The 17,108-nt window shown below is 65.8% G+C and carries 19 protein-coding genes; 8 read left to right on the plus strand and 11 right to left on the minus strand.

From position 1 onward, the window contains the following. The 3 genes from AC1Q64_RS00005 to AC1Q64_RS00015 form a co-directional block, all read left to right on the plus strand. Window positions 1-910: hypothetical protein (locus tag AC1Q64_RS00005; RefSeq protein ID WP_492250004.1), on the plus strand; the 910-nt coding region annotated here is incomplete at its 5' end. A 339-nt stretch (window positions 911-1,249) separates the two neighbouring features. After that, window positions 1,250-1,552, plus strand: a complete 303-nt coding sequence (locus AC1Q64_RS00010) for a helix-turn-helix transcriptional regulator (RefSeq protein WP_291439295.1) — start codon at window positions 1,250-1,252, stop codon at window positions 1,550-1,552. Between the two features lie 39 nt (window positions 1,553-1,591). After that, complete coding sequence (locus AC1Q64_RS00015; RefSeq protein WP_492250005.1) at window positions 1,592-2,965, plus strand: type II toxin-antitoxin system HipA family toxin; 1,374 nt, start codon at window positions 1,592-1,594, stop codon at window positions 2,963-2,965. A 148-nt stretch (window positions 2,966-3,113) separates the two neighbouring features. Here AC1Q64_RS00015 and AC1Q64_RS00020 read toward each other — a convergent pair whose 3' ends face one another. Next, on the minus strand, window positions 3,114-3,821 hold the full coding sequence (locus tag AC1Q64_RS00020; protein ID WP_291439299.1) for a VIT1/CCC1 transporter family protein: 708 nt from the start codon (window positions 3,819-3,821) through the stop codon (window positions 3,114-3,116). A 113-nt stretch (window positions 3,822-3,934) separates the two neighbouring features. Further along, window positions 3,935-5,341 carry a PQQ-dependent sugar dehydrogenase gene (locus AC1Q64_RS00025; protein WP_492250006.1) on the minus strand — a complete coding sequence of 469 codons (1,407 nt, stop codon included), beginning with the start codon at window positions 5,339-5,341 and terminating at the stop codon, window positions 3,935-3,937. 202 nt (window positions 5,342-5,543) lie between these two features. Between AC1Q64_RS00025 and AC1Q64_RS00030 the strand changes: the two genes are divergently transcribed. Continuing rightward, on the plus strand, window positions 5,544-5,828 hold the full coding sequence (locus AC1Q64_RS00030; RefSeq protein ID WP_492250007.1) for a 7(1) septoil knot domain-containing protein: 285 nt from the start codon (window positions 5,544-5,546) through the stop codon (window positions 5,826-5,828). A 69-nt stretch (window positions 5,829-5,897) separates the two neighbouring features. On the opposite strand, the gene AC1Q64_RS00035 is transcribed toward AC1Q64_RS00030, so the two are convergent. Next, on the minus strand, window positions 5,898-6,743 hold the full coding sequence (locus tag AC1Q64_RS00035) for a fumarylacetoacetate hydrolase family protein (RefSeq protein ID WP_492250008.1): 846 nt from the start codon (window positions 6,741-6,743) through the stop codon (window positions 5,898-5,900). A 241-nt stretch (window positions 6,744-6,984) separates the two neighbouring features. Here AC1Q64_RS00035 and AC1Q64_RS00040 point away from each other — a divergent pair, with 241 nt between their 5' ends. From AC1Q64_RS00040 to AC1Q64_RS00050, 3 genes are all read left to right on the plus strand, one after another. Further along, a complete protein-coding gene (locus AC1Q64_RS00040; protein WP_492250009.1) occupies window positions 6,985-7,581 on the plus strand; it encodes a chromate transporter in 597 nt (198 codons plus the stop codon). Continuing rightward, window positions 7,578-8,192 (plus strand): chromate transporter, encoded by a 615-nt coding sequence (locus AC1Q64_RS00045; RefSeq protein ID WP_291439307.1) that lies wholly within the window; start codon window positions 7,578-7,580, stop codon window positions 8,190-8,192. Before AC1Q64_RS00040 ends, AC1Q64_RS00045 begins: the two co-directional genes overlap by 4 nt. Before the next feature lie 77 nt (window positions 8,193-8,269). Next, window positions 8,270-9,226 carry an aldo/keto reductase gene (locus AC1Q64_RS00050; protein WP_492250010.1) on the plus strand — a complete coding sequence of 319 codons (957 nt, stop codon included), beginning with the start codon at window positions 8,270-8,272 and terminating at the stop codon, window positions 9,224-9,226. 98 nt (window positions 9,227-9,324) lie between these two features. Here AC1Q64_RS00050 and AC1Q64_RS00055 read toward each other — a convergent pair whose 3' ends face one another. From AC1Q64_RS00055 to AC1Q64_RS00070, 4 genes are all read right to left on the minus strand, one after another. Beyond that, window positions 9,325-10,491 carry an ABC transporter substrate-binding protein gene (locus AC1Q64_RS00055; RefSeq protein WP_492250011.1) on the minus strand — a complete coding sequence of 389 codons (1,167 nt, stop codon included), beginning with the start codon at window positions 10,489-10,491 and terminating at the stop codon, window positions 9,325-9,327. Between the two features lie 107 nt (window positions 10,492-10,598). Beyond that, entirely contained in the window at window positions 10,599-11,390 is a 792-nt protein-coding gene (locus tag AC1Q64_RS00060) for an SIR2 family NAD-dependent protein deacylase (protein WP_492250012.1), read from the minus strand. A 34-nt stretch (window positions 11,391-11,424) separates the two neighbouring features. Next, window positions 11,425-12,171, minus strand: coding sequence for a 23S rRNA (guanosine(2251)-2'-O)-methyltransferase RlmB (gene rlmB / locus AC1Q64_RS00065; RefSeq protein ID WP_094290709.1), 747 nt, complete (start codon window positions 12,169-12,171; stop codon window positions 11,425-11,427). A gap of 118 nt (window positions 12,172-12,289) precedes the next feature. Further along, the gene (locus tag AC1Q64_RS00070; protein ID WP_056063137.1) at window positions 12,290-12,991 is read right to left on the minus strand and encodes an ABC transporter ATP-binding protein; all 702 of its coding nucleotides are present in this window, start codon (window positions 12,989-12,991) and stop codon (window positions 12,290-12,292) included. 15 nt (window positions 12,992-13,006) lie between these two features. Here AC1Q64_RS00070 and AC1Q64_RS00075 point away from each other — a divergent pair, with 15 nt between their 5' ends. After that, window positions 13,007-13,687, plus strand: a complete 681-nt coding sequence (locus AC1Q64_RS00075) for an arylesterase (RefSeq protein ID WP_492250013.1) — start codon at window positions 13,007-13,009, stop codon at window positions 13,685-13,687. Between the two features lie 181 nt (window positions 13,688-13,868). On the opposite strand, the gene AC1Q64_RS00080 is transcribed toward AC1Q64_RS00075, so the two are convergent. From AC1Q64_RS00080 to AC1Q64_RS00095, 4 genes are all read right to left on the minus strand, one after another. Continuing rightward, window positions 13,869-14,048, minus strand: a complete 180-nt coding sequence (locus AC1Q64_RS00080) for a hypothetical protein (protein ID WP_082564946.1) — start codon at window positions 14,046-14,048, stop codon at window positions 13,869-13,871. Between the two features lie 47 nt (window positions 14,049-14,095). Continuing rightward, window positions 14,096-14,965 (minus strand): DUF2189 domain-containing protein, encoded by an 870-nt coding sequence (locus AC1Q64_RS00085; RefSeq protein WP_492250014.1) that lies wholly within the window; start codon window positions 14,963-14,965, stop codon window positions 14,096-14,098. A gap of 104 nt (window positions 14,966-15,069) precedes the next feature. Beyond that, a complete protein-coding gene (locus AC1Q64_RS00090) occupies window positions 15,070-16,308 on the minus strand; it encodes a PLP-dependent transferase (RefSeq protein WP_291435760.1) in 1,239 nt (412 codons plus the stop codon). Between the two features lie 91 nt (window positions 16,309-16,399). Then, window positions 16,400-16,891 (minus strand): BON domain-containing protein, encoded by a 492-nt coding sequence (locus AC1Q64_RS00095; RefSeq protein WP_291435758.1) that lies wholly within the window; start codon window positions 16,889-16,891, stop codon window positions 16,400-16,402. Window positions 16,892-17,108 lie beyond the last annotated feature (217 nt).

Raw genomic sequence — 17,108 nt, forward strand, 5'->3', positions numbered from 1 at the left:
ACCCCGGAGCGCCGGGGCACATGGCGCTGTCGATCATGGGGCTGGCGCCGGATATGCCTCACGGGTTCTGGTTCTGAATGACACCTATGCCCAAGACCTCACCCATTCTGAAATCGTGAAACGCGAACTATCAGCAGCCATGGAACAGCAACAACAGCCGTCAAAGCCTGTGACCAAGCACACCCTTAAACTGCCTTCAATCGCACTCACCGTACTCCTGACCAGCTTGCTCGCTGCTTGTGGCGGAGGCGGAGGGGGTAGTGAGGCTGGCCCGGCGATTGACCCGGCTCAGCTCAAGGGCCGCTGGGTCACTGCAGCCGGCGTAACGCCAGCTGTAACCGCCCTGGTGGTGCCCGATGCCTCAGGCACCGCCAGTGCCTGGCTGCTGAGCCAGGACGCCACCCGGCTGGTCAAGCTGGTAGTGCGCAGCGACAGCAGTGCCAATGGCAAGTCCTATTCATTGAGCCAGAGCAATGCCACAGGACAGACCGTTACAGGCCAGGTCAGCGCAACCTTGACGACCAGCCCCAAGGGCATCGCGTTCACAGGTGTGAACACCACCACCCTGAGTCTGTCGCAAAGCGATGCCCTGGGCACTGCAGCGGCTCAAGCCGAGTTGGCGGGCACCTGGAGTGCTACATCCGGGGGCAATGCCCAGACCACACAGTGGAGTATCACATCGACTGGCAGCACGACTGGGACGTCAACCACAGGGTGCGCTTACGCGGGAGCAGTAAATGCCATCGCCAGCACTGCCGCCTACGGCGTGCAGGTCACGGAGAGCTGCCCCGATGGGACTAAAACCACCTTCACTGGGATTGGCTCGCTCAATGCTGCCAAGAATGGATTGACTGTGGTGCTGACCAGCGCGGATGAAACTCGGGGGGCTGCTGTTTTCTTCTCGAAATGACCCGTCTTTATACAAGGCGTTCAAACCAAAGACTGGCAGGGGCACTTACAAATGTCAGAGCTTGGGCCTCTGCACGGTGCGATCAGAGTTTGCGCTTAGCAAGGTCTGGAGTGCGTCCTATAGCGTGAGTAGGGCGCAAGATATCGGGCGGCTGCAATCGCTGCATTGCGGCCGTTCCGGGCAGTCCTGGTGTCTCAGACATCAATGCCAAGGAACAGTGGCTGATACCGTGCCTGACTTGTCGCGGCATACGCACCAATTTTCGCTCATACCGTGGCGAAAACTTTGAAAAAGATTAAATTTATACTCTTTCTTAAAATTAAGAGTATAAATATCATCATGTCTACCGACCTTATCCCCACTCTCGCCGCAGCGCGCAAGGCCCACCAGATGACCCAGGCCCAGCTTGCAGAAAGCGCAGGTCTTAGCCGTATGACGGTGCAACGCACCGAGGGCGGCGACCTGGACCCGCGCTATTCCACCCTGGCCGAAATGGCGCGGGTGCTGGGCATGGACATCATTGCCGTACCCAGCAGCCTGCGGCCCAGCCTGGAGGCGTTCATCCAGTCCGGCGGCAAGTTTCTGGGCCAGCCCGAGGGGGTGGATGCGCCGCCATCGGTGGTGGATGGTCTGCGCAGCTGACCCTGGCGACGCCCCACTCAACCGCCCTACCGGCGCCCCATGAGCACCTCCATCCGCTACCTGCGCCTGTACCTGCACCGGCCTGCCTGGGCAGGCGGTACGCCCGGCGAGGCAAGTACGCCCGGTGGCCGGGAGGCGATCGGCTACCTCTCACAGTACGGCGACATACTGAGGGTGTCGTTTGATGAGAGCTACATCCGCAACCCGCAGCGCCCCACCCTGTCGCTCAGCTACCAGGGCGCCGACGAAGCGGCCACGCAGCAGATCCTGGCGTCGGCCCGCGATGCGCGGCTGGTGCGCACCGATGGGCGCTGGCCGGTGTACTTTCAGAACCTGCTGCCCGAGGGCCACAACCGCGAGCGGCTGGCGCGCGAGCGCGGCTGCAGCCCCGACGACGAGTTCGAGCTGCTGGCCGCCGCAGGCCACGACCTGATGGGCGCGCTGGAGGTGGAGCCCGTGCCCGCGCAAGACGGCATCCCGGACGTGGTGCGCCACTGGCACACCACACAGGGGCTGGACGTGCTGGAGCCGGGGTTTGTCGAATACCCGGTGGAAGACGCAGCATCGCTGCCCGGCGTGGTCACCAAGTTCAGCGCGGTGCAGGACGGCCGCCGCTACACCGTGCACCGCCAGGGCGCGGCGGGCAGCGTGATTCTGAAATTGCCCACCACCGCGCACCCTGATCTGGTGGCCAACGAGTACACCGGCTACCAGCTGTGCAAGGCGCTGGGGCTGAACGTGGCCGATGTGCGCGTCATCACCCGCGCCGAGGCTGACCTGCCCGACACCGTGCCCTTCAACGAGATACTGGCCGTGCAGCGGTTTGACCATCTTCCCGGTGGCGCCCGCGTGCACATGGAAGAGTTCAACCAGGTGCTGGGCTACACGCCCCGCCAGAAATACGGCAAGTCGCACGGCAAAGGGGTGCTGCAGGACTGGGCCACCATGCTGCGCGTGCTCAACCGCCTGAGCCGGCAACCGGTGTTGGACACGCGCGAGTTTCTGGCGCGCATGGTGGCCTTCATCCTGATGGGCAACACCGACGCCCACCTGAAGAACTGGGCCCTGATCTACCCCGACGGCCGCGTGCCCCAAATGGCCCCGCTGTATGACCCAGTGTGCGTGGCCGCGTTTTTTGATGGCGTGCCAGACCAGCAGTACGCAGTGAACCGAGCCATCGACAAAACCTTGCGGGCACTGACCTGGGATGACATGGAAGGCCTGATGAAATCCGCCGGGCTGCTGCGTGTGCCCCGGCACATGGTGCTGCTGCGTGATGTAGTGAAGCAGGCCCAAGCCGACTGGCCCGCACTGCTGCGTGACGCGCCGCCGGCCGTGCAAGCCACCGTGCAGCAGCGGCTGGCGGGGGCGACGATGCTGGGGCAGATCGCCAGCCGCAGCGCCGTTGGCTGATATCAAAATGCTCTTGTATTGATAGCTTTTAGCGCATATTTCATAAGCGCTACAGGTCAATTTGATTCAAATCTGCGTGTCCAATGCCTTGGAACGTGTTTACGGGATACGCGCACAACCAGCGGTTCGGTGGGCCTGTTGGTGACCTTCATACCGGCGCCCCAAACCACGCCCCCACCCCCGCTGTGATCGCCATGGCCAGTGCGCCCCAGAAGGTCACACGCCAGGCCCCTACGACCATGCCGGCGCCGCCCGTGCGGGCCGCCACAGCCCCCAGTAGCGCCAAGAAGACCAGCGCGGTGCCCGCCACCCAGTACAGCAGGCTGGCCGTGGGCGCCAACACTGCCACGGCCAGCGGCAATGCGGCCCCCACGGCAAAGGCAGCGGCCGATGTCATGGCGGCCTGCACGGGGCGGGCAGCCAGGGCCGAGGAAACATGGAGCTCGTCCCGCGCATGGGCGCCCAGCGCATCGTGCGCCATGAGCTGCGCTGACACCTGCTGGGCCAGTTCGGGCGTCAGACCCCGGCCGACGTAGATGGCAGTCAGTTCGCGGGCCTCGGCCACCGGGTCTGCGGCCAGCTCGGCGCGCTCGCGGTCCAGGTCCGCCTTCTCGGTGTCGGCCTGCGAATGCACGGACACATATTCGCCCGCCGCCATCGACATGGCGCCTGCCACCAGCCCGGCGACCGCCGTCATCACGACGGTGGACTGGCTGGATTGCGCGGCCGCCACGCCCACCACCAGGCTGGCGGTGGAGACGATGCCATCATTGGCCCCCAGCACGGCGGCACGCAGCCAGCCGATGCGGTCGGTGCGGTGGCGTTCAAGGTGGAGGCGGCGTGTGGCGGAGGTCATGGCGGGTTGTGGGGTAAGGGAAGAGTTCTTGCAGGGTAAGTGCCAATGGGGCACCCCGTCAAATCAGCCGCTCGATCAGTTGCATGAAGTACGGCCCAACAGTCATGCGCTGCTCAGGGCCCGGGGGTACCCGTCACACGCCATACGGTATTGCCCACATCGTCGGCCACCAGCAGCGCACCGCGCGGGTCCACGGCCACGCCCACCGGGCGGCCCCAGGCCTTGCCGTCCGGGCTGACGAAGCCGGTGAGCACATCAACCGGAAGCCCCACAGGCTGGCCGTTGGCAAATGGCACAAATACCACCTTGTAGCCGCTGCGGGGCTTGCGGTTCCACGAGCCATGTTCGCCCACATATGCGCCGCTCGCCAGCGCTGGTACCAGCGCCGGGCCGGTGGCAAACGCCATGCCCAGCGGGGCTACATGCGAGCCCAGTGCATAGTCGGGCGCGACGGCCTGGGCTACCAGGTCGGGCCGGGGTGGCTGCGCGCGCACGTCCACGTTCTGGCCGAAGTAGCTGTAGGGCCAGCCGTAAAACGCGCTGTCTTTGACCGAGGTGAGGTAGTCGGGCACCAGGTCGTTGCCCAGTTCGTCGGGTTCGTTCACCACCGTCCACAGCGCGCCGGTGTCGGGTTGCCAGCCCAGGCCGTTGGGGTTGCGCAGGCCCGATGCAAACACGCGATGCGTGCCGGTCAGGCGGTCCACCTCCCAGATGGCGGCGCGGCCGGCCTCGGCGGCCATGCCGTTTTCGGCCACGTTGCTGTTGGATCCCACGGTCACATAGAGCTTGCTGGCGTCAGCGCTGGCGATCAGGTTCTTGGTCCAGTGGTGGTTGATAGGGCCTGCGGGCAGGTCGATGAGCTTGGTGCCCGGGCCCACCAGGCTCGTCTGCCCCGGGGTGTAGTCAAAGCGCAGCACCGCATCGGTGTTGGCCACATACAAGGCATTGCCCACCAGCGCCATGCCAAAAGGCGAATGCAGATCGGCGGCAAAGGTGGTGCGGGTTTCGGCAATGCCGTCGCCGTCGGCATCGCGCAGCAAGGTGATGCGGTTGGCCGATGGCACACCGGCTCCGGCGCGTTTCATCACCCGCTTCATGAACCAGCCCTTGATGCCCTTGGCATCGTCAGGCTTGGGGGGCGCGTTGCTCTCAGCCACCAGCACATCCCCGTTGGGCAGTACCAGCAGCCAGCGCGGGTGCTCCAGCCCCGTGGCCAGTGCCGTCACGCGCAGGCCGTTCATCGGCATGGGCTGTGTGCCTGCTGGCCAGGCCTGGGCAGGTGCAATGTGCACGGTGGGCAGCAGCGCCGACGTGGGCGGGGGCAGCGTGGGCGACCGGCCCATGCCTGCTTCGGGCGGCAGGGAGACGGGGTCGGTGCAGGCACTCAAGGCGCAAAGAGTGCCGATCACGGCCACCACCCTCTGCCTGCGGCGACTCCCGCCGCAGGGCGCCTCGCCATGGGCGCGCCTGCCTTGCGCGCCATCAGAACCGGGGGTTGCACAACGGGGGAACAGAGACATGGCACACCTTGCAACGCAGCGCACAGGCTGCATCACGGGGCAGTGTGTGCCGCTGGCAGGGACCGGCCTGTCAGTCGGTGGCGCGAACGCCTGTCAGGCGCTGCACCCAGGCCGCGCGCAGGGCGGGTATGTACCACTGCGCGGGGCCGCAGGGTTGCGCACCATGGGCCCATTGGCTTCGCGCTTTTCACAGGAGTTGCACATGGCAAAAATTCTGGTAGCCCCGCAGGCCGCCGCTGCCGACGCCAAGGTGTTTGAGGTGCCCTATGAAAGCCAGGCCGACCTCTGCTGGTACGAAATGCCGCAGGCGCAACAGGCCGAGGGCGACGCGGTGTGGTGTTTTGTGGACCAAGCTCCCCAGGCCACCTTCAGCATCTTCCGGGTCAAGTACGAAAGCCAGGCGGACCTCAAGACCTTCAAGGTCAAGTACCGGGAGCAGGCGGGCTGGCGCAACGCGGGCCACGCGCTGCGCGGCAAGCTGGACTGAGAAGGTCCGAACCAACCCGCGACACGCGGCGCAGCAGCAGCAGCAGCAGCACGCCGCTGTGGCCCATCGTCACCCCCCCACGTACTTCTGCAGCTGCTCGCCCAGCCCCGTGGCGCCCAGGCGCACCACATCACCGGACCTGAGGAACCAGGGTGCGGGCTTTTGCCCCAGGCCCACGCCCGCAGGCGTGCCGGTCAGGATCAGGTCGCCGGGCTCCAGGCTCATGAACTGGCTGATGTACGACACCACCGTGGGTACCCCAAAGATGAAATTGCGCGTGCTGCCGTTTTGCACACGCTGGCCGTTCACCTCCAGCCACAGGTCGATGGCGTGGGGGTCGGCCACCTCATCGGCCGTCACCAGCCAGGGGCCGATGGGCGCGAAGGTGTCGTAGCTCTTGCCCTTGTCCCACTGCCCGCCGCGTTCCAGCTGCCAGGCGCGCTCAGACACATCGTTGGCCAGCACATAACCGGCAACATGGGCCAGCGCGTCGGCCTCGGACACATGGCGGGCACGGGTGCCGATGACGATACCCAGTTCCACCTCCCAGTCGGTCTTGGTGGCGCCGGGCGGGATCCGCACGTCATCGTTGGGGCCGCTCAGCGCCGTCACGGCCTTCATGAACAGCACCGGCTCGGAGGGCGGCTGCATGCCCGCCTCCTTGGCGTGGTCGGCGTAGTTGAGGCCCACGCACACGATCTTGCCCACGCCACCCACCGGGCTGCCCAGGCGGGGCGTGCCATACACCGCAGGCAGGCGGCGCGCGTCGATGGCGCCCAGCGCTGACAGCGTGCGCGGGCTGAGCTGCGCGGGGCCAATATCGGGCAGCAACATGGACAGATCACGCAGCGTGCCCTGGGCGTCTACCAGGCCGGGGCGTTCTGCGCCAGGCTGGCCATATCGAATGAGTTTCATGGGGTGTCCTTGTCTCTTTGGATGGATGCGGGCCACCCGGCAGCATAGCGGCAGACCACCGTGCGCGCGTGCACCATTGGCCGCCCCGGGCTTGCCCGATCACGACGCCCCGCCACCAGCGTGCAGCCTGGGGCGCGCGTAACATGGCGGGCATGCCGCAGCACTGAGTTGCTACCATATCAATAGCTAGCAGTGCAAATACTACCGGCGCATCAGCCACTTTTCATTGAACCTTGCACCCATGGCACCCGCCACCGCCTCGTCCCCGCCTACTGAAGCGCCAATGCGCCCGCAGCCCCGCAACCCGACTGATCTGTTCTGGTCCTTCACTTGGCTGGCGCTGCAGGGTTTTGGCGGTGTGCTGGCTGTTGTGCAGCGCGAGCTGGTGGAGAAAAAGCGCTGGATGACGAACGAAGAGTTTATCGAAGACTGGGCTGTGGCGCAGATCATGCCGGGCCCCAACGTGGTCAACCTCAGCATCATGATCGGCGACCGCTACTTTGGCCTGCGCGGCGCGTTTGCAGCGCTGGCAGGCATGCTGACCTTTCCGCTGATGCTGGTGCTGGCATTGGCGGTGGTGTATGCGCAGTTCTCCGCCCAACCCGCCGTGGCGGGCGCGCTGCGTGGCATGGGGGCCGTGGCGGCGGGCCTGATTGCCGGGGTGGGTATCAAGCTGTTTGTCTCCATCCGCAACCACCCGCTCGGCCGCCCCCTGTGCCTGGCCATTACCGCGTTGACCATCGTGGCCATGGCATGGCTGCGCTGGCCGCTGTTCTGGATCCTGCCGGTCATCGGCGGCGCCGCCTGCGCGCTGACCTGGAGAAAGCTCGCACCATGAGCACCGCAGCCCCCCTCACCGCCCCCCTGATGGCCCTGAGCGCCGGCGACTGGTTCAACCTCTTCCTGTACTACCTGTCTCTGTCTCTGCTGGCCGTGGGCGGCGCCATCGCCACCGCGCCCGACATGCACCGCTTTCTGGTCGAGCGCCAGGCGTGGCTGACCGACCCGCAGTTCAACGCATCCATCGCCATCGCCCAGGCCGCCCCGGGCCCGAACGTGCTGTTCATTGCCCTGCTGGGCTGGAACGTGGGTGTCAACGCAGGCGGCCCCGGCGTGACGGGCTGGCTGCTGGGCGCGCTGGGCATGGCGGTGTGCATGCTGGGCGTGATGCTGCCCAGCAGCCTCCTGACCTGGACGGCCACGCGCTGGGGCCACCGCAACCGCGAGCGGCGCGGCGTGCGCGCCTTCAAGCAAGGCATGGCTCCGGTAGTGATCGGCCTGCTGGTGGCTACGTCCTGGGTGCTGGCCCGCGCCCATGGAGAATGGACCACCGACTGGCCCCTGTGGCTGCTGACCGCCACGGCCACAGTGCTGGTCTGGCGCACCAAGCTGCACCTGCTGTGGATGCTGGGCGCCGGTGCGCTGCTGGGTGCGCTGGGGCTGGTCTGAAGCTTTTGGGTTGCTGGGGTGCGCAGCGCAACCCCGGCATCTGGCACGATTTCTTTCCGTTTTTGAAAGGCAATTCCATGCAACTCCGCTCCCTGGGCCGCTCAGGCCTGCACGTCTCGCCCTTGTGTTTTGGCGGCAACGTGTTTGGCTGGACGGCCGACGAAGCCACCTCGTTCGCGCTGCTCGATGCGTGGGTGGACGCGGGCTTCAACTTCATCGACACCGCCGACGTGTACTCACGCTGGGCTCCGGGGCACACCGGGGGTGAATCTGAATCGGTGATCGGCCGCTGGCTCAAGCACAGTGGCAAGCGCCACCGCATCGTGCTGGCCACCAAGGTGGGCAAGGACATGGGCGACGGCAAGGTGGGCCTGCGCCCTGACTACATCCGCCAGGCGGTGGAGGCATCGCTGCAGAGGCTGCAGACCGACCACATCGACCTGTACCAGTCACACGACGACGACACCACCGTGCCGCTGGCCGACACGCTGGGAGCGTATGCAGACCTGATCCAGGCGGGCAAAGTGCGGGCCATCGGTGCCTCCAACTACAGCGCCGCCCGCCTGCAGGAGGCACTGCAGACCAGCGAACGCCTGGGCTTGCCCCGCTACGAGAGCCTGCAGCCGCTGTTCAACCTGTACGACCGCGCCGTGTTCGAGGACGCGCTGCAGCCGCTGTGTGTGCAGGAGCAGGTCGGTGTGATCAACTTCTATGCGCTGGCAGCCGGGTTCCTCACCGGCAAGTACCGCACTGCGGCCGACGCTGCCAAGAGCGCACGCGGCGCCAACACCACGGCCAAGTACCTCAACGACCGGGGGTTGCGCATTCTGGCGGCGCTGGACGCTGTGGCGCAACGCTACGGCGCCACGCCCGGCCAGGTGGCCGTGGCCTGGCAGATGGTGCAACCGGGCATCACCGCACCCATTGCCAGCGCCACGTCGGTGGCCCAGCTGCAAGAGCTGGTCAAGGCCACCCAGCTGCAACTGGACAGCGATGCGCTGGACCAGCTGGACGCCGCCAGCGCCCAAGGCTGAATCCAACAAAAAAGGGCCCGCGCGTGCGCGGGCCCTTTGCGTATGGCTTTGTGGGTCGCTTGGTGAGTGGGCCGGCGCCCCATCAGCCTGTCATTCCATCAGCTGATCCGGCGACCGTTCTCCGCGTAGATCGCCAGGTAGATGGCGTCCGAGCCGATGTAAGGCGCCTTGTTGCCAAAGCCCACGTTGAAGTCGCCGAACGACAGGGACCGGATGGCCGTCAGCCCGGCGCGCAGGCGCTCGCGCGTGGGCTCCTTGCCTGCGTTCTTCAGGCCTTCGATCATGATCTGGGCGTTGAGCCAACCTTCCAGCGCGCTGCCGCTGTTCAAGAACGCAGGATCACCCCCCGTGGCTTTCATGGTGCTCTGGAACTTGCGCACCACCACCGACTTTTGCGAGTTGGCGTCCGGGAACACCTGCACCAGCGCCAGGCCGCGCGTGGAGGCTGCCAGCTTGGGCAGCTCCGACGAGATCACCGTGACCGACAGGCCTGCCAGCGGCACACCCTGCGCCTTGGCACGGAACGCCTGCACAAACGCGGTGTTGGCCGTGCCCGTGGTGGCCAGCAGCACGGCACCGGGGCGTTCGGCCGCCACCTTATCGGCCAGCTCGGCGCCATTCTTGCCATCCACGGCCAGCGCAAACTCGCCGCCGCGCTCGACCTTGATTTCGTCCAGCGCTGCGGACATGTCCTTGAGCACCTCTTTGCCAAAAGGATTGTCCAGGTACACCACCGCAATGCGCTTGAGGCCCATCTCCACGATCTGCTTGACCAAGCGCTGGGTTTCTTCGCGGTAGCTGGGGCGCAGGAAGAACACGTGCTTGTTGGCCGCCGCACGCAGCGACGTGGCACCGGTCACCGGGCCGACGGTAGGGATGCCCTTGGACTCGATCAGCGGCAGGATGGCTGCCGTGTTGGCCGTGCCCAGCGGCGAGATCAGTGCAAACACCGACTGCGCCTCCACCATCTCGGTCACGTTCTTGAAGGTGCGTGCAGCCACGTAGCCGTCGTCCTTGACCTCCATGCGGATCTCGCGGCCAAAAACACCGCCAGCAGCGTTCACCTCGGCAAATGCGGCTTTCATGCCCGCGAGCTGCTCGATACCGGCCTGGCCAAGTGGGCCGGTCAGTGCGATGGAGCAGCCCAGGGTGATGGAGCGCGCGGTCAAGGCCTCCTCGGCCGCCATCGCGGTGTGGGCCCATGCGGGCAGGCCAGTGGCGGCAACGGCCTGGGTGGCACGCAAAAGAAAGTGGCGACGGCTCATGGTGTGCAAGACGGATAGAACAAAGGTGGGGCAGGCTACCGGCCAGAGCTCCGCACGCCTGTCAGCTGTGCGACAAAGGGTGGTGGGAGCACGTCAAATCAGGGTTTCTACGGAGATTCGGCAGCCTGCGGAGCCGCGCAGCCCTGCGCAGAGCGCCTGCGCCCTGCGCACGCTAACTCGCCCAGCAACTGCGGCAGCACCGTCGCGGCCGTGCCGCACAGCACCACCTGCGCCACGTCGTCCAGCGCACTGGGCGCGGGGTTGAGCACCACCACCCGGGCCCCGGCGGCGCGCGCCTGGTGGGCCAAGCCTGCTGCCGGGTACACCGCCCCGGCCGTGCCCACCACCACCATCAGGTCGCAATGAGCTGCTGCCTGCCCGGCAGCGCTCAAGGTTGCTAGCGGCAGGGACTCGCCAAACCACACCACGCCCGGGCGCACCAGATTGCCGCAGCGGTCGCAGCAAGGCGGGTGTCCCGCCACCGCATGGTCGATCTGGCAGCACTGGCGCGGGGTGTCGAGCCAGCGGTTCTCAAAAATATCGCCATGCAGGCACAACACGCCCTGGCTGCCCGCACGCTGGTGCAGGCCATCCACGTTCTGGGTGATGAGGGTGATCCGGTCGGGATGGCGGCGCTGAAAATCAGCCAGCGCCTGATGCCCGGCATTGGGCGACACGCCAGCCAGCAGGTCGCGCCGGTACTGGTACCAGTCCCATACACGCTGGGGGTGGGAGCGAAAGCCTTCCTCGGTCGCCATGTCTTCGGGACGGAACCGCGCCCAATAGCCCGTCTGCACATCGCGAAAGGTAGGCACGCCCGATTCGGCGCTGACCCCTGCGCCGGTGAGCACGGCAATGTTCTGCGCCTGCTGGACCCAGGTTTTCACGGTATCCAGCATGGCGCCTTCCTCGGTGGAGCCAGCGGGCCGAGGATCAAGTCCTCTGGCGCAGCGCCTCGTACAGGCACACACCGCTGGCCACGGACACGTTCAGGCTCTCGACAGCGCCCTTCATGGGGATGCTGACCAGCTCGTCGCAGGTCTTGCGCGTGAGCTGGCGCATGCCGTCGCCCTCGGCGCCCAGCACCAGGGCCACGGGGCCTTTCAGGTCCACCTGGTAGATGGTCTTGGGCGCATCGTCGCTGGTTCCGATGCACCAGATGTTGCGCTCCTTGAGTTCGTTCAGGGTGCGCGAAAGGTTGGTGACCATGAAATACGGCATGGTCTCGGCCGCACCGCTGGCCACCTTGGCCACGGTGGCGTTGATGCCCACGGCATGGTCCTTGGGCGCGATGACGGCATGGGCCCCCGCGCCATCGGCCACACGCAGGCAGGCGCCCAGGTTGTGCGGGTCTGTCACGCCATCGAGCACCAGCAGCAGCGGCTGCTCGATGCCTGCGGCTTCCAGATCTTCCAGCAGTTCATCCAGCGAGGTCGCAACCTTCACGGGCTCTACCCGCGCGGCCACACCCTGGTGGCCATGGCTGCCAGCCAGCTTGGCAATGCGCACGCTGTCGGCTTCAATGAGGCGGGCACCGGCCTCGCGGGCACGGTCGAGAAACTGGCGCATGCGCGCATCGCGGCGCGTGGCTTCGTAGTAAATCTCGATGATGGATTGCGGCGCGGTCTTCAGACGCACGCCCACGGCATGAAAGCCGAAGAGAACTTTGGGGCTGGACATGGGGGGATTATCCGCTGGGCGCGGCCTCCTCCCTCATACCACTATCAATTTCATAGCTACTTGCGCATGTTTCACTGGCGCTTGAAGCCAAAAACGTTCACAAAAGTCCACCAACCACTCACACCACGCGCCCCGCGTCGATGGTGATGCGCCGCTCGCACTGCGCGGCAATGGCGCGGTCGTGGGTGACCAGCACCAGCGTCGTGCCCAACTCGCGGTTGAGCTCGAACATGAGCTTCATGATGGTTTCACCCGTCGCAAAGTCCAGGCTGCCCGTGGGTTCATCGGCCAGCAGCACGGCGGGCTGCACCACAAACGCCCGGGCCAGGGCCACGCGCTGCTGCTCGCCGCCCGACAGCACCTTGGGGTAGTGCGACAGGCGCTGGCCCAGTCCCACGCGCGCCAGCATTTCGGTGGCGGCCTTGCGTGCATCGCGGCGGTCGGCCAGCTCGAGCGGCAGCATCACGTTCTCCAGCGCTGTGAGGTTGCCCATGAGCTGGAAGCTCTGGAACACAAAACCCACCTTCTGGGCCCGCAATGCAGCCCGCGCATCTTCATCGATGGCAAACAGGTCGTGGCCGTCCAGCCGCACCGTTCCGCGCGTGGGGGTATCGAGCCCCGCGATGATGGACAGCAGCGTGCTCTTGCCCGAGCCCGAGGCGCCGACGATGGCCGCCGTTTCCCTGGCAGCCAGGCGGAAATCGATATCCCGCAGAATGTCGAGGGTTCCGGTGGAATCCGTCACCGACTTGAACACATGCTCCACGGCAATGATGGGGGTGGCGGGCGGTGTCTTGGGCAGCGGGGAGGGTTCGGACATGAAAGGCTCTTTACTTTGATTCGCAATCTGCAGCAACGGCGCCACTTTATCCTGAGCGCATCTATCGGCCTGGTGGTGGGGCTTTGTGCGCCCACGGCCTTTGCGCAGACCGCCGCCAAGGCAGGGACTGCCGGACGCCCTTCGGTGATTCTGGTGCTGGGGGACTCGCTCAGCGCCGAATACGGCTTGGCGCGGGGCACGGGCTGGGTGGCACTGCTGGAAAAACAACTGGCGCAAGACAAGCTCGCAGCCACCGTGGTCAATGCCAGCGTGAGCGGCGAGACCACCTCGGGCGGCCGCTCGCGCCTGGCTGCACTGCTCGCGCAGCACCAGCCCAGCCATGTGGTGATTGAACTGGGGGGCAACGATGCCCTGCGCGGCCTGCCGCTCAAGAACACCGAAGAGAACCTGGCCTGGATGACCCAGGCGGCGCAAAAGGCCGGGGCCAAGGTCTTGCTGGTGGGCATGCAGGTGCCGCCCAACTATGGCACCGACTACGCTAACAAGTTTGCGGGCCTGTTTACCACCGTGGCGCAGGCCCACAAGGCGGCTGTGGTGCCATTTTTCTTGAAGGGAGTGGCCGACGGACCGGACCCGACCCGCCTGTTCCAGCCCGACCGCATTCACCCTCGCGCCGAAGCGCATCCGCAAATGCTGGCCAACGTGTGGCCAGAGCTCAAAAAGCTGCTGCGTTAGGAATCCTCTGCACGCATCGAGCGGTAAGTGTGCGCGGCGGATCGAAATCGGCGGCTAGGCGCAAGGCGCAGCAATAGCCGTAGCTATTGCGAGTACTTGCAACGCTGCAGACCGCCCGAGACCGCAGAGACACACGGCGCGGCGATTTGTGCAGCGGCCCCCTGTGACGCAGCCAAGTTTCTCAGCCCGCAGGCTGCTCGGGATGGCCTGCAGCGCCCGCTGGCTGGTCGTCAGCGGGCTGGTCATCCCCCTGCGGATCGTTCGGCCTGCGCTGTGTTTTGGCCCTCAGCTTCTCTTCCTTTTTTTGTTTTTTGGCGAGTTCGCGCTGGCGTTTTTCGTATCCGTAGTTGGGTGTTGCCAAGGTAGTTGCTTCCTGAAGTTGAGACTCACTGTAACAGGACGGGGTTTTCAGGCCCCTGCCGGGGTACGCTGCAGGGGGATGACGGCGGCCCGGTACGCATGCCAGCTGGCAAAGCCCAGCACAGGCCCCGCCAGCACCAGGCCCACCCCCCAGAACCACAGCGAGACGGCCACGATGAGGGTGATCAATGCCCCCCACAGCAGCATCACGCCAGGGTTCTCAATCACCACACGCATACTGGTGATGCCCGCAGTCAGCGCGTCGGTGTCGCGGTCCAGAATCATGGGGATGGACACCACGGATGTGGAAAACACCAGCGCCGCAAACACACCGCCCACCACCGTGTACACCGCCACAAAGCTCCAGTTCTGGGGGTTGAACACCGCCTGCAGCACGCCGGTGGTTGAGGGCATGCCGGTGTTGAAGAACACGGCAAACACCACCAGCGAGGCCCTGCCCCACAGCAGCTCCAGCACCACCAGCACCAGCACCAGCATGCCCATGCTGCCCATATGGCTGTCCCAGCAAGTGAGGGATTCGCTCAACTGTGGCTTCAGGCCCGCCTCGCGCCTACGGCTGGTGTCGTACAGCCCCATCGCCAAAAACGGCCCCACCAGCAGGCAGCCGCTGGCGAGCGACATGGTGTACTCAGGCCGCGTGCGGAACACCCAGCCCAGCACCCCCGCCATGACCCAGAAGCAAACGCCATAGAACAAGGCAATGCCCGGCGCGGCGCGCACATCCTCCAGGCCGCGCCGCAGCCACCGGAAGGGGTCGGCCACGCGCAACGGCTGCAGCTGCACGGGCTGCGCAGTCTGGGCCTTCACGCGGTCGGCAATCGCCTCGGCATGTTGGGATTCCGAGGTGCCGGGCGCATTGAGTGGGTCCTGTACGGGCTTGGAGGAGGTCACGGTCATGACGCCACACTAAGGCCGCTGCCGCTGCAGCGCCACTGAGGAAAGCCCGTATCCTGCGCCGAATCCAGCGGCAGTGGGCAGCGCCGGATCCGGGCCGATGCGGCTCAGCCCGGGGTGAAGGCGCGTTCCATCGCCTGTTGCAGGTCGCGCCGCAGGTCCTCCACAGCCTCCAGGCCGATCGAAAACCGCACCAGCGTGCCCGGCTTCAAATGGACGGGCGGCCGACTGCGCATGCTGGCAATGTTGTAAGGCACGACCAGACTCATGGGGCCGCCCCAGCTGTAACCCAGCTTGAACAAGCGCAAGCCATCGCAGAACGCATCCACCTGCTGCTGGGTGTACCGGGCGTCGATCATCACGCTGAACAGGCCGGCTGCAAGCCCCTGCCCGCCCTGTGCGGCACCACACAGGGCCTTCCAGTGGGCATGGCCGGGTGCGCCTTCCAGTGCAGGGTGCAACACCTGCGCAATGGCCGGTTGCTGTTGCAGCCACCGCGCCAGCTGGCGGGCAGCGTCATCATGGGCACGGTAGCGCAGGCCGATGCTAGGCAGTGCGCGCAAGATCGTTTCGGCGTCGTTGGCGCCCACCCCGAGGCCCAGCCGCATGTGCGTGAGCTTGATCTTCATGTGCAGGCCAGGGTCGCGCGTGATGACGCTGCCCATGAGCACATCACCTCCACCGCTGGGGTACTTGGTAAGCGCATGGGCCGAGATATCCACCCCAAGGCTGCCATCGCCCGTGAGGTCAAACGGCGCAAACGCCAGGCCCGCACCCCAGGTGTTGTCCAGCGCGGTCGTCACGCCGCGATCACGGCAGATGCGCACCTGCTTGCACAGGTCGGGGAACTCCATACTCACCGATCCCGGTGCCTCCAGCCAGACCAGACGGGTGGCTGGTGTGATGCGGGCGGCCAGGTCGGAAGGATCCAAGGGGTCGTAAAACACATGGGTGATGCCGAACCGGGCGAGTTCGCCGTTGGCCAGGTCCTTGCCGGGCCCGTAGGCGTTGTCCGGGATCAGCACCTCGTCGCCCGGCTTGAGCAATGCCAAACCCACATTGGCAATGGCGGCCAGCCCACTAGGCACCAGTACACACTGAAGGCCTCCCTCCAACGCACACAGGCGCTCCTCCAAGATGAAGGTGGTGGGCGTGCCGTGCAGCCCATAGGTGTAGCCGCTTTTGTCCTTCCACTCGCGCGATCGCATGGCCGCGACATTGGGAAAGATGACCGTGGATGCCTTGAATATCCCCGGTTGGGGGGCTACAAACCCGGCGGGAGGCAGGTAGTCATGGTGAACGAGGTGGGTGGCAAGATCAATGTCGTGGTCTTTCATGCCAGCCATGGTAGCGCGCCGCCCGAATAGTCCCGGGCGGCGCGCAGGTATCAGCCATCAGGGCGTGGGCGGCATGCACCGCGCGCCCTGCGGGTCCGCATTAACCAGCGGTAACGACCAGCTGGTTGTTCACCGAGGTCACGCCACTCACACCCTTGGCGATGGTCTCGGCACGGTCACGGGCTACCGTGGAGGGTGCGGGGCCATTCAGTGTGACCTTGCCATTGACGGTGTCCACATTGATCTTCACTGCGCTCAGATCGGGGTCCTTGGCAAGGCCTGCACTCACCTGGGCGGTGATGGTGGCATCGTCGATCACGCCCTTGGCGGTATTGGCGGCCTGTTTGGCAGAGACTTCAGCATTGGCCGCACCCTGCTCCATCTTGGTTTCAGCGTTCTGCATCGCACCTTCGGCCTTCACACGGGCGTCGGCTGCGGCCTGCTCGGTCTTTTCGACGGCAGAGTCCAGACGTTGGCCCACTGTGGGCTCCTCGGCCTTGTTGCAGGCGGCCAGCCCCAGAGCAAGGGCGCTCACGGCCAGGATGCTCGCAACGCGATGGGCGGGACGATCGATCAGATTCTTGGGATTCATGCAATGACTCCTTGCGGTTGAAACATGGCCAAACTGTAGGCAGCGCGCCGCGCCTTGCGGGTCGGACACCGCCGAAGTGCTTGTAGGACGGCAGCGCCAGCCTTAGAGCCTGTTTACGATCTCCCAGGGGTCGCGCAGCGGTCTTTGCGGGAAGGGATGCAAGGCGCGGTGCACAGCCAATAGCCCCGCTATTGGCAAGCGCCGCAACGCCGCAGAC

The organism is Acidovorax sp. GW835-FHT14G06 (genome assembly GCF_058793595.1).

Coding starts and splice junctions, on each gene's coding strand:
- AC1Q64_RS00010 (WP_291439295.1), top strand. CDS start 1,250: ATGTCTACCGACCTTATCCCCACTCTCGCCGCAGCGCGCAAGGCCCAC.
- AC1Q64_RS00015 (WP_492250005.1), top strand. CDS start 1,592: ATGAGCACCTCCATCCGCTACCTGCGCCTGTACCTGCACCGGCCTGCC.
- AC1Q64_RS00020 (WP_291439299.1), bottom strand. CDS start 3,821: ATGACCTCCGCCACACGCCGCCTCCACCTTGAACGCCACCGCACCGAC.
- AC1Q64_RS00025 (WP_492250006.1), bottom strand. CDS start 5,341: ATGTCTCTGTTCCCCCGTTGTGCAACCCCCGGTTCTGATGGCGCGCAA.
- AC1Q64_RS00030 (WP_492250007.1), top strand. CDS start 5,544: ATGGCAAAAATTCTGGTAGCCCCGCAGGCCGCCGCTGCCGACGCCAAG.
- AC1Q64_RS00035 (WP_492250008.1), bottom strand. CDS start 6,743: ATGAAACTCATTCGATATGGCCAGCCTGGCGCAGAACGCCCCGGCCTG.
- AC1Q64_RS00040 (WP_492250009.1), top strand. CDS start 6,985: ATGGCACCCGCCACCGCCTCGTCCCCGCCTACTGAAGCGCCAATGCGC.
- AC1Q64_RS00045 (WP_291439307.1), top strand. CDS start 7,578: ATGAGCACCGCAGCCCCCCTCACCGCCCCCCTGATGGCCCTGAGCGCC.
- AC1Q64_RS00050 (WP_492250010.1), top strand. CDS start 8,270: ATGCAACTCCGCTCCCTGGGCCGCTCAGGCCTGCACGTCTCGCCCTTG.
- AC1Q64_RS00055 (WP_492250011.1), bottom strand. CDS start 10,491: ATGAGCCGTCGCCACTTTCTTTTGCGTGCCACCCAGGCCGTTGCCGCC.
- AC1Q64_RS00060 (WP_492250012.1), bottom strand. CDS start 11,390: ATGCTGGATACCGTGAAAACCTGGGTCCAGCAGGCGCAGAACATTGCC.
- rlmB (WP_094290709.1), bottom strand. CDS start 12,171: ATGTCCAGCCCCAAAGTTCTCTTCGGCTTTCATGCCGTGGGCGTGCGT.
- AC1Q64_RS00070 (WP_056063137.1), bottom strand. CDS start 12,991: ATGTCCGAACCCTCCCCGCTGCCCAAGACACCGCCCGCCACCCCCATC.
- AC1Q64_RS00085 (WP_492250014.1), bottom strand. CDS start 14,965: ATGACCGTGACCTCCTCCAAGCCCGTACAGGACCCACTCAATGCGCCC.
- AC1Q64_RS00090 (WP_291435760.1), bottom strand. CDS start 16,308: ATGGCTGGCATGAAAGACCACGACATTGATCTTGCCACCCACCTCGTT.
- AC1Q64_RS00095 (WP_291435758.1), bottom strand. CDS start 16,891: ATGAATCCCAAGAATCTGATCGATCGTCCCGCCCATCGCGTTGCGAGC.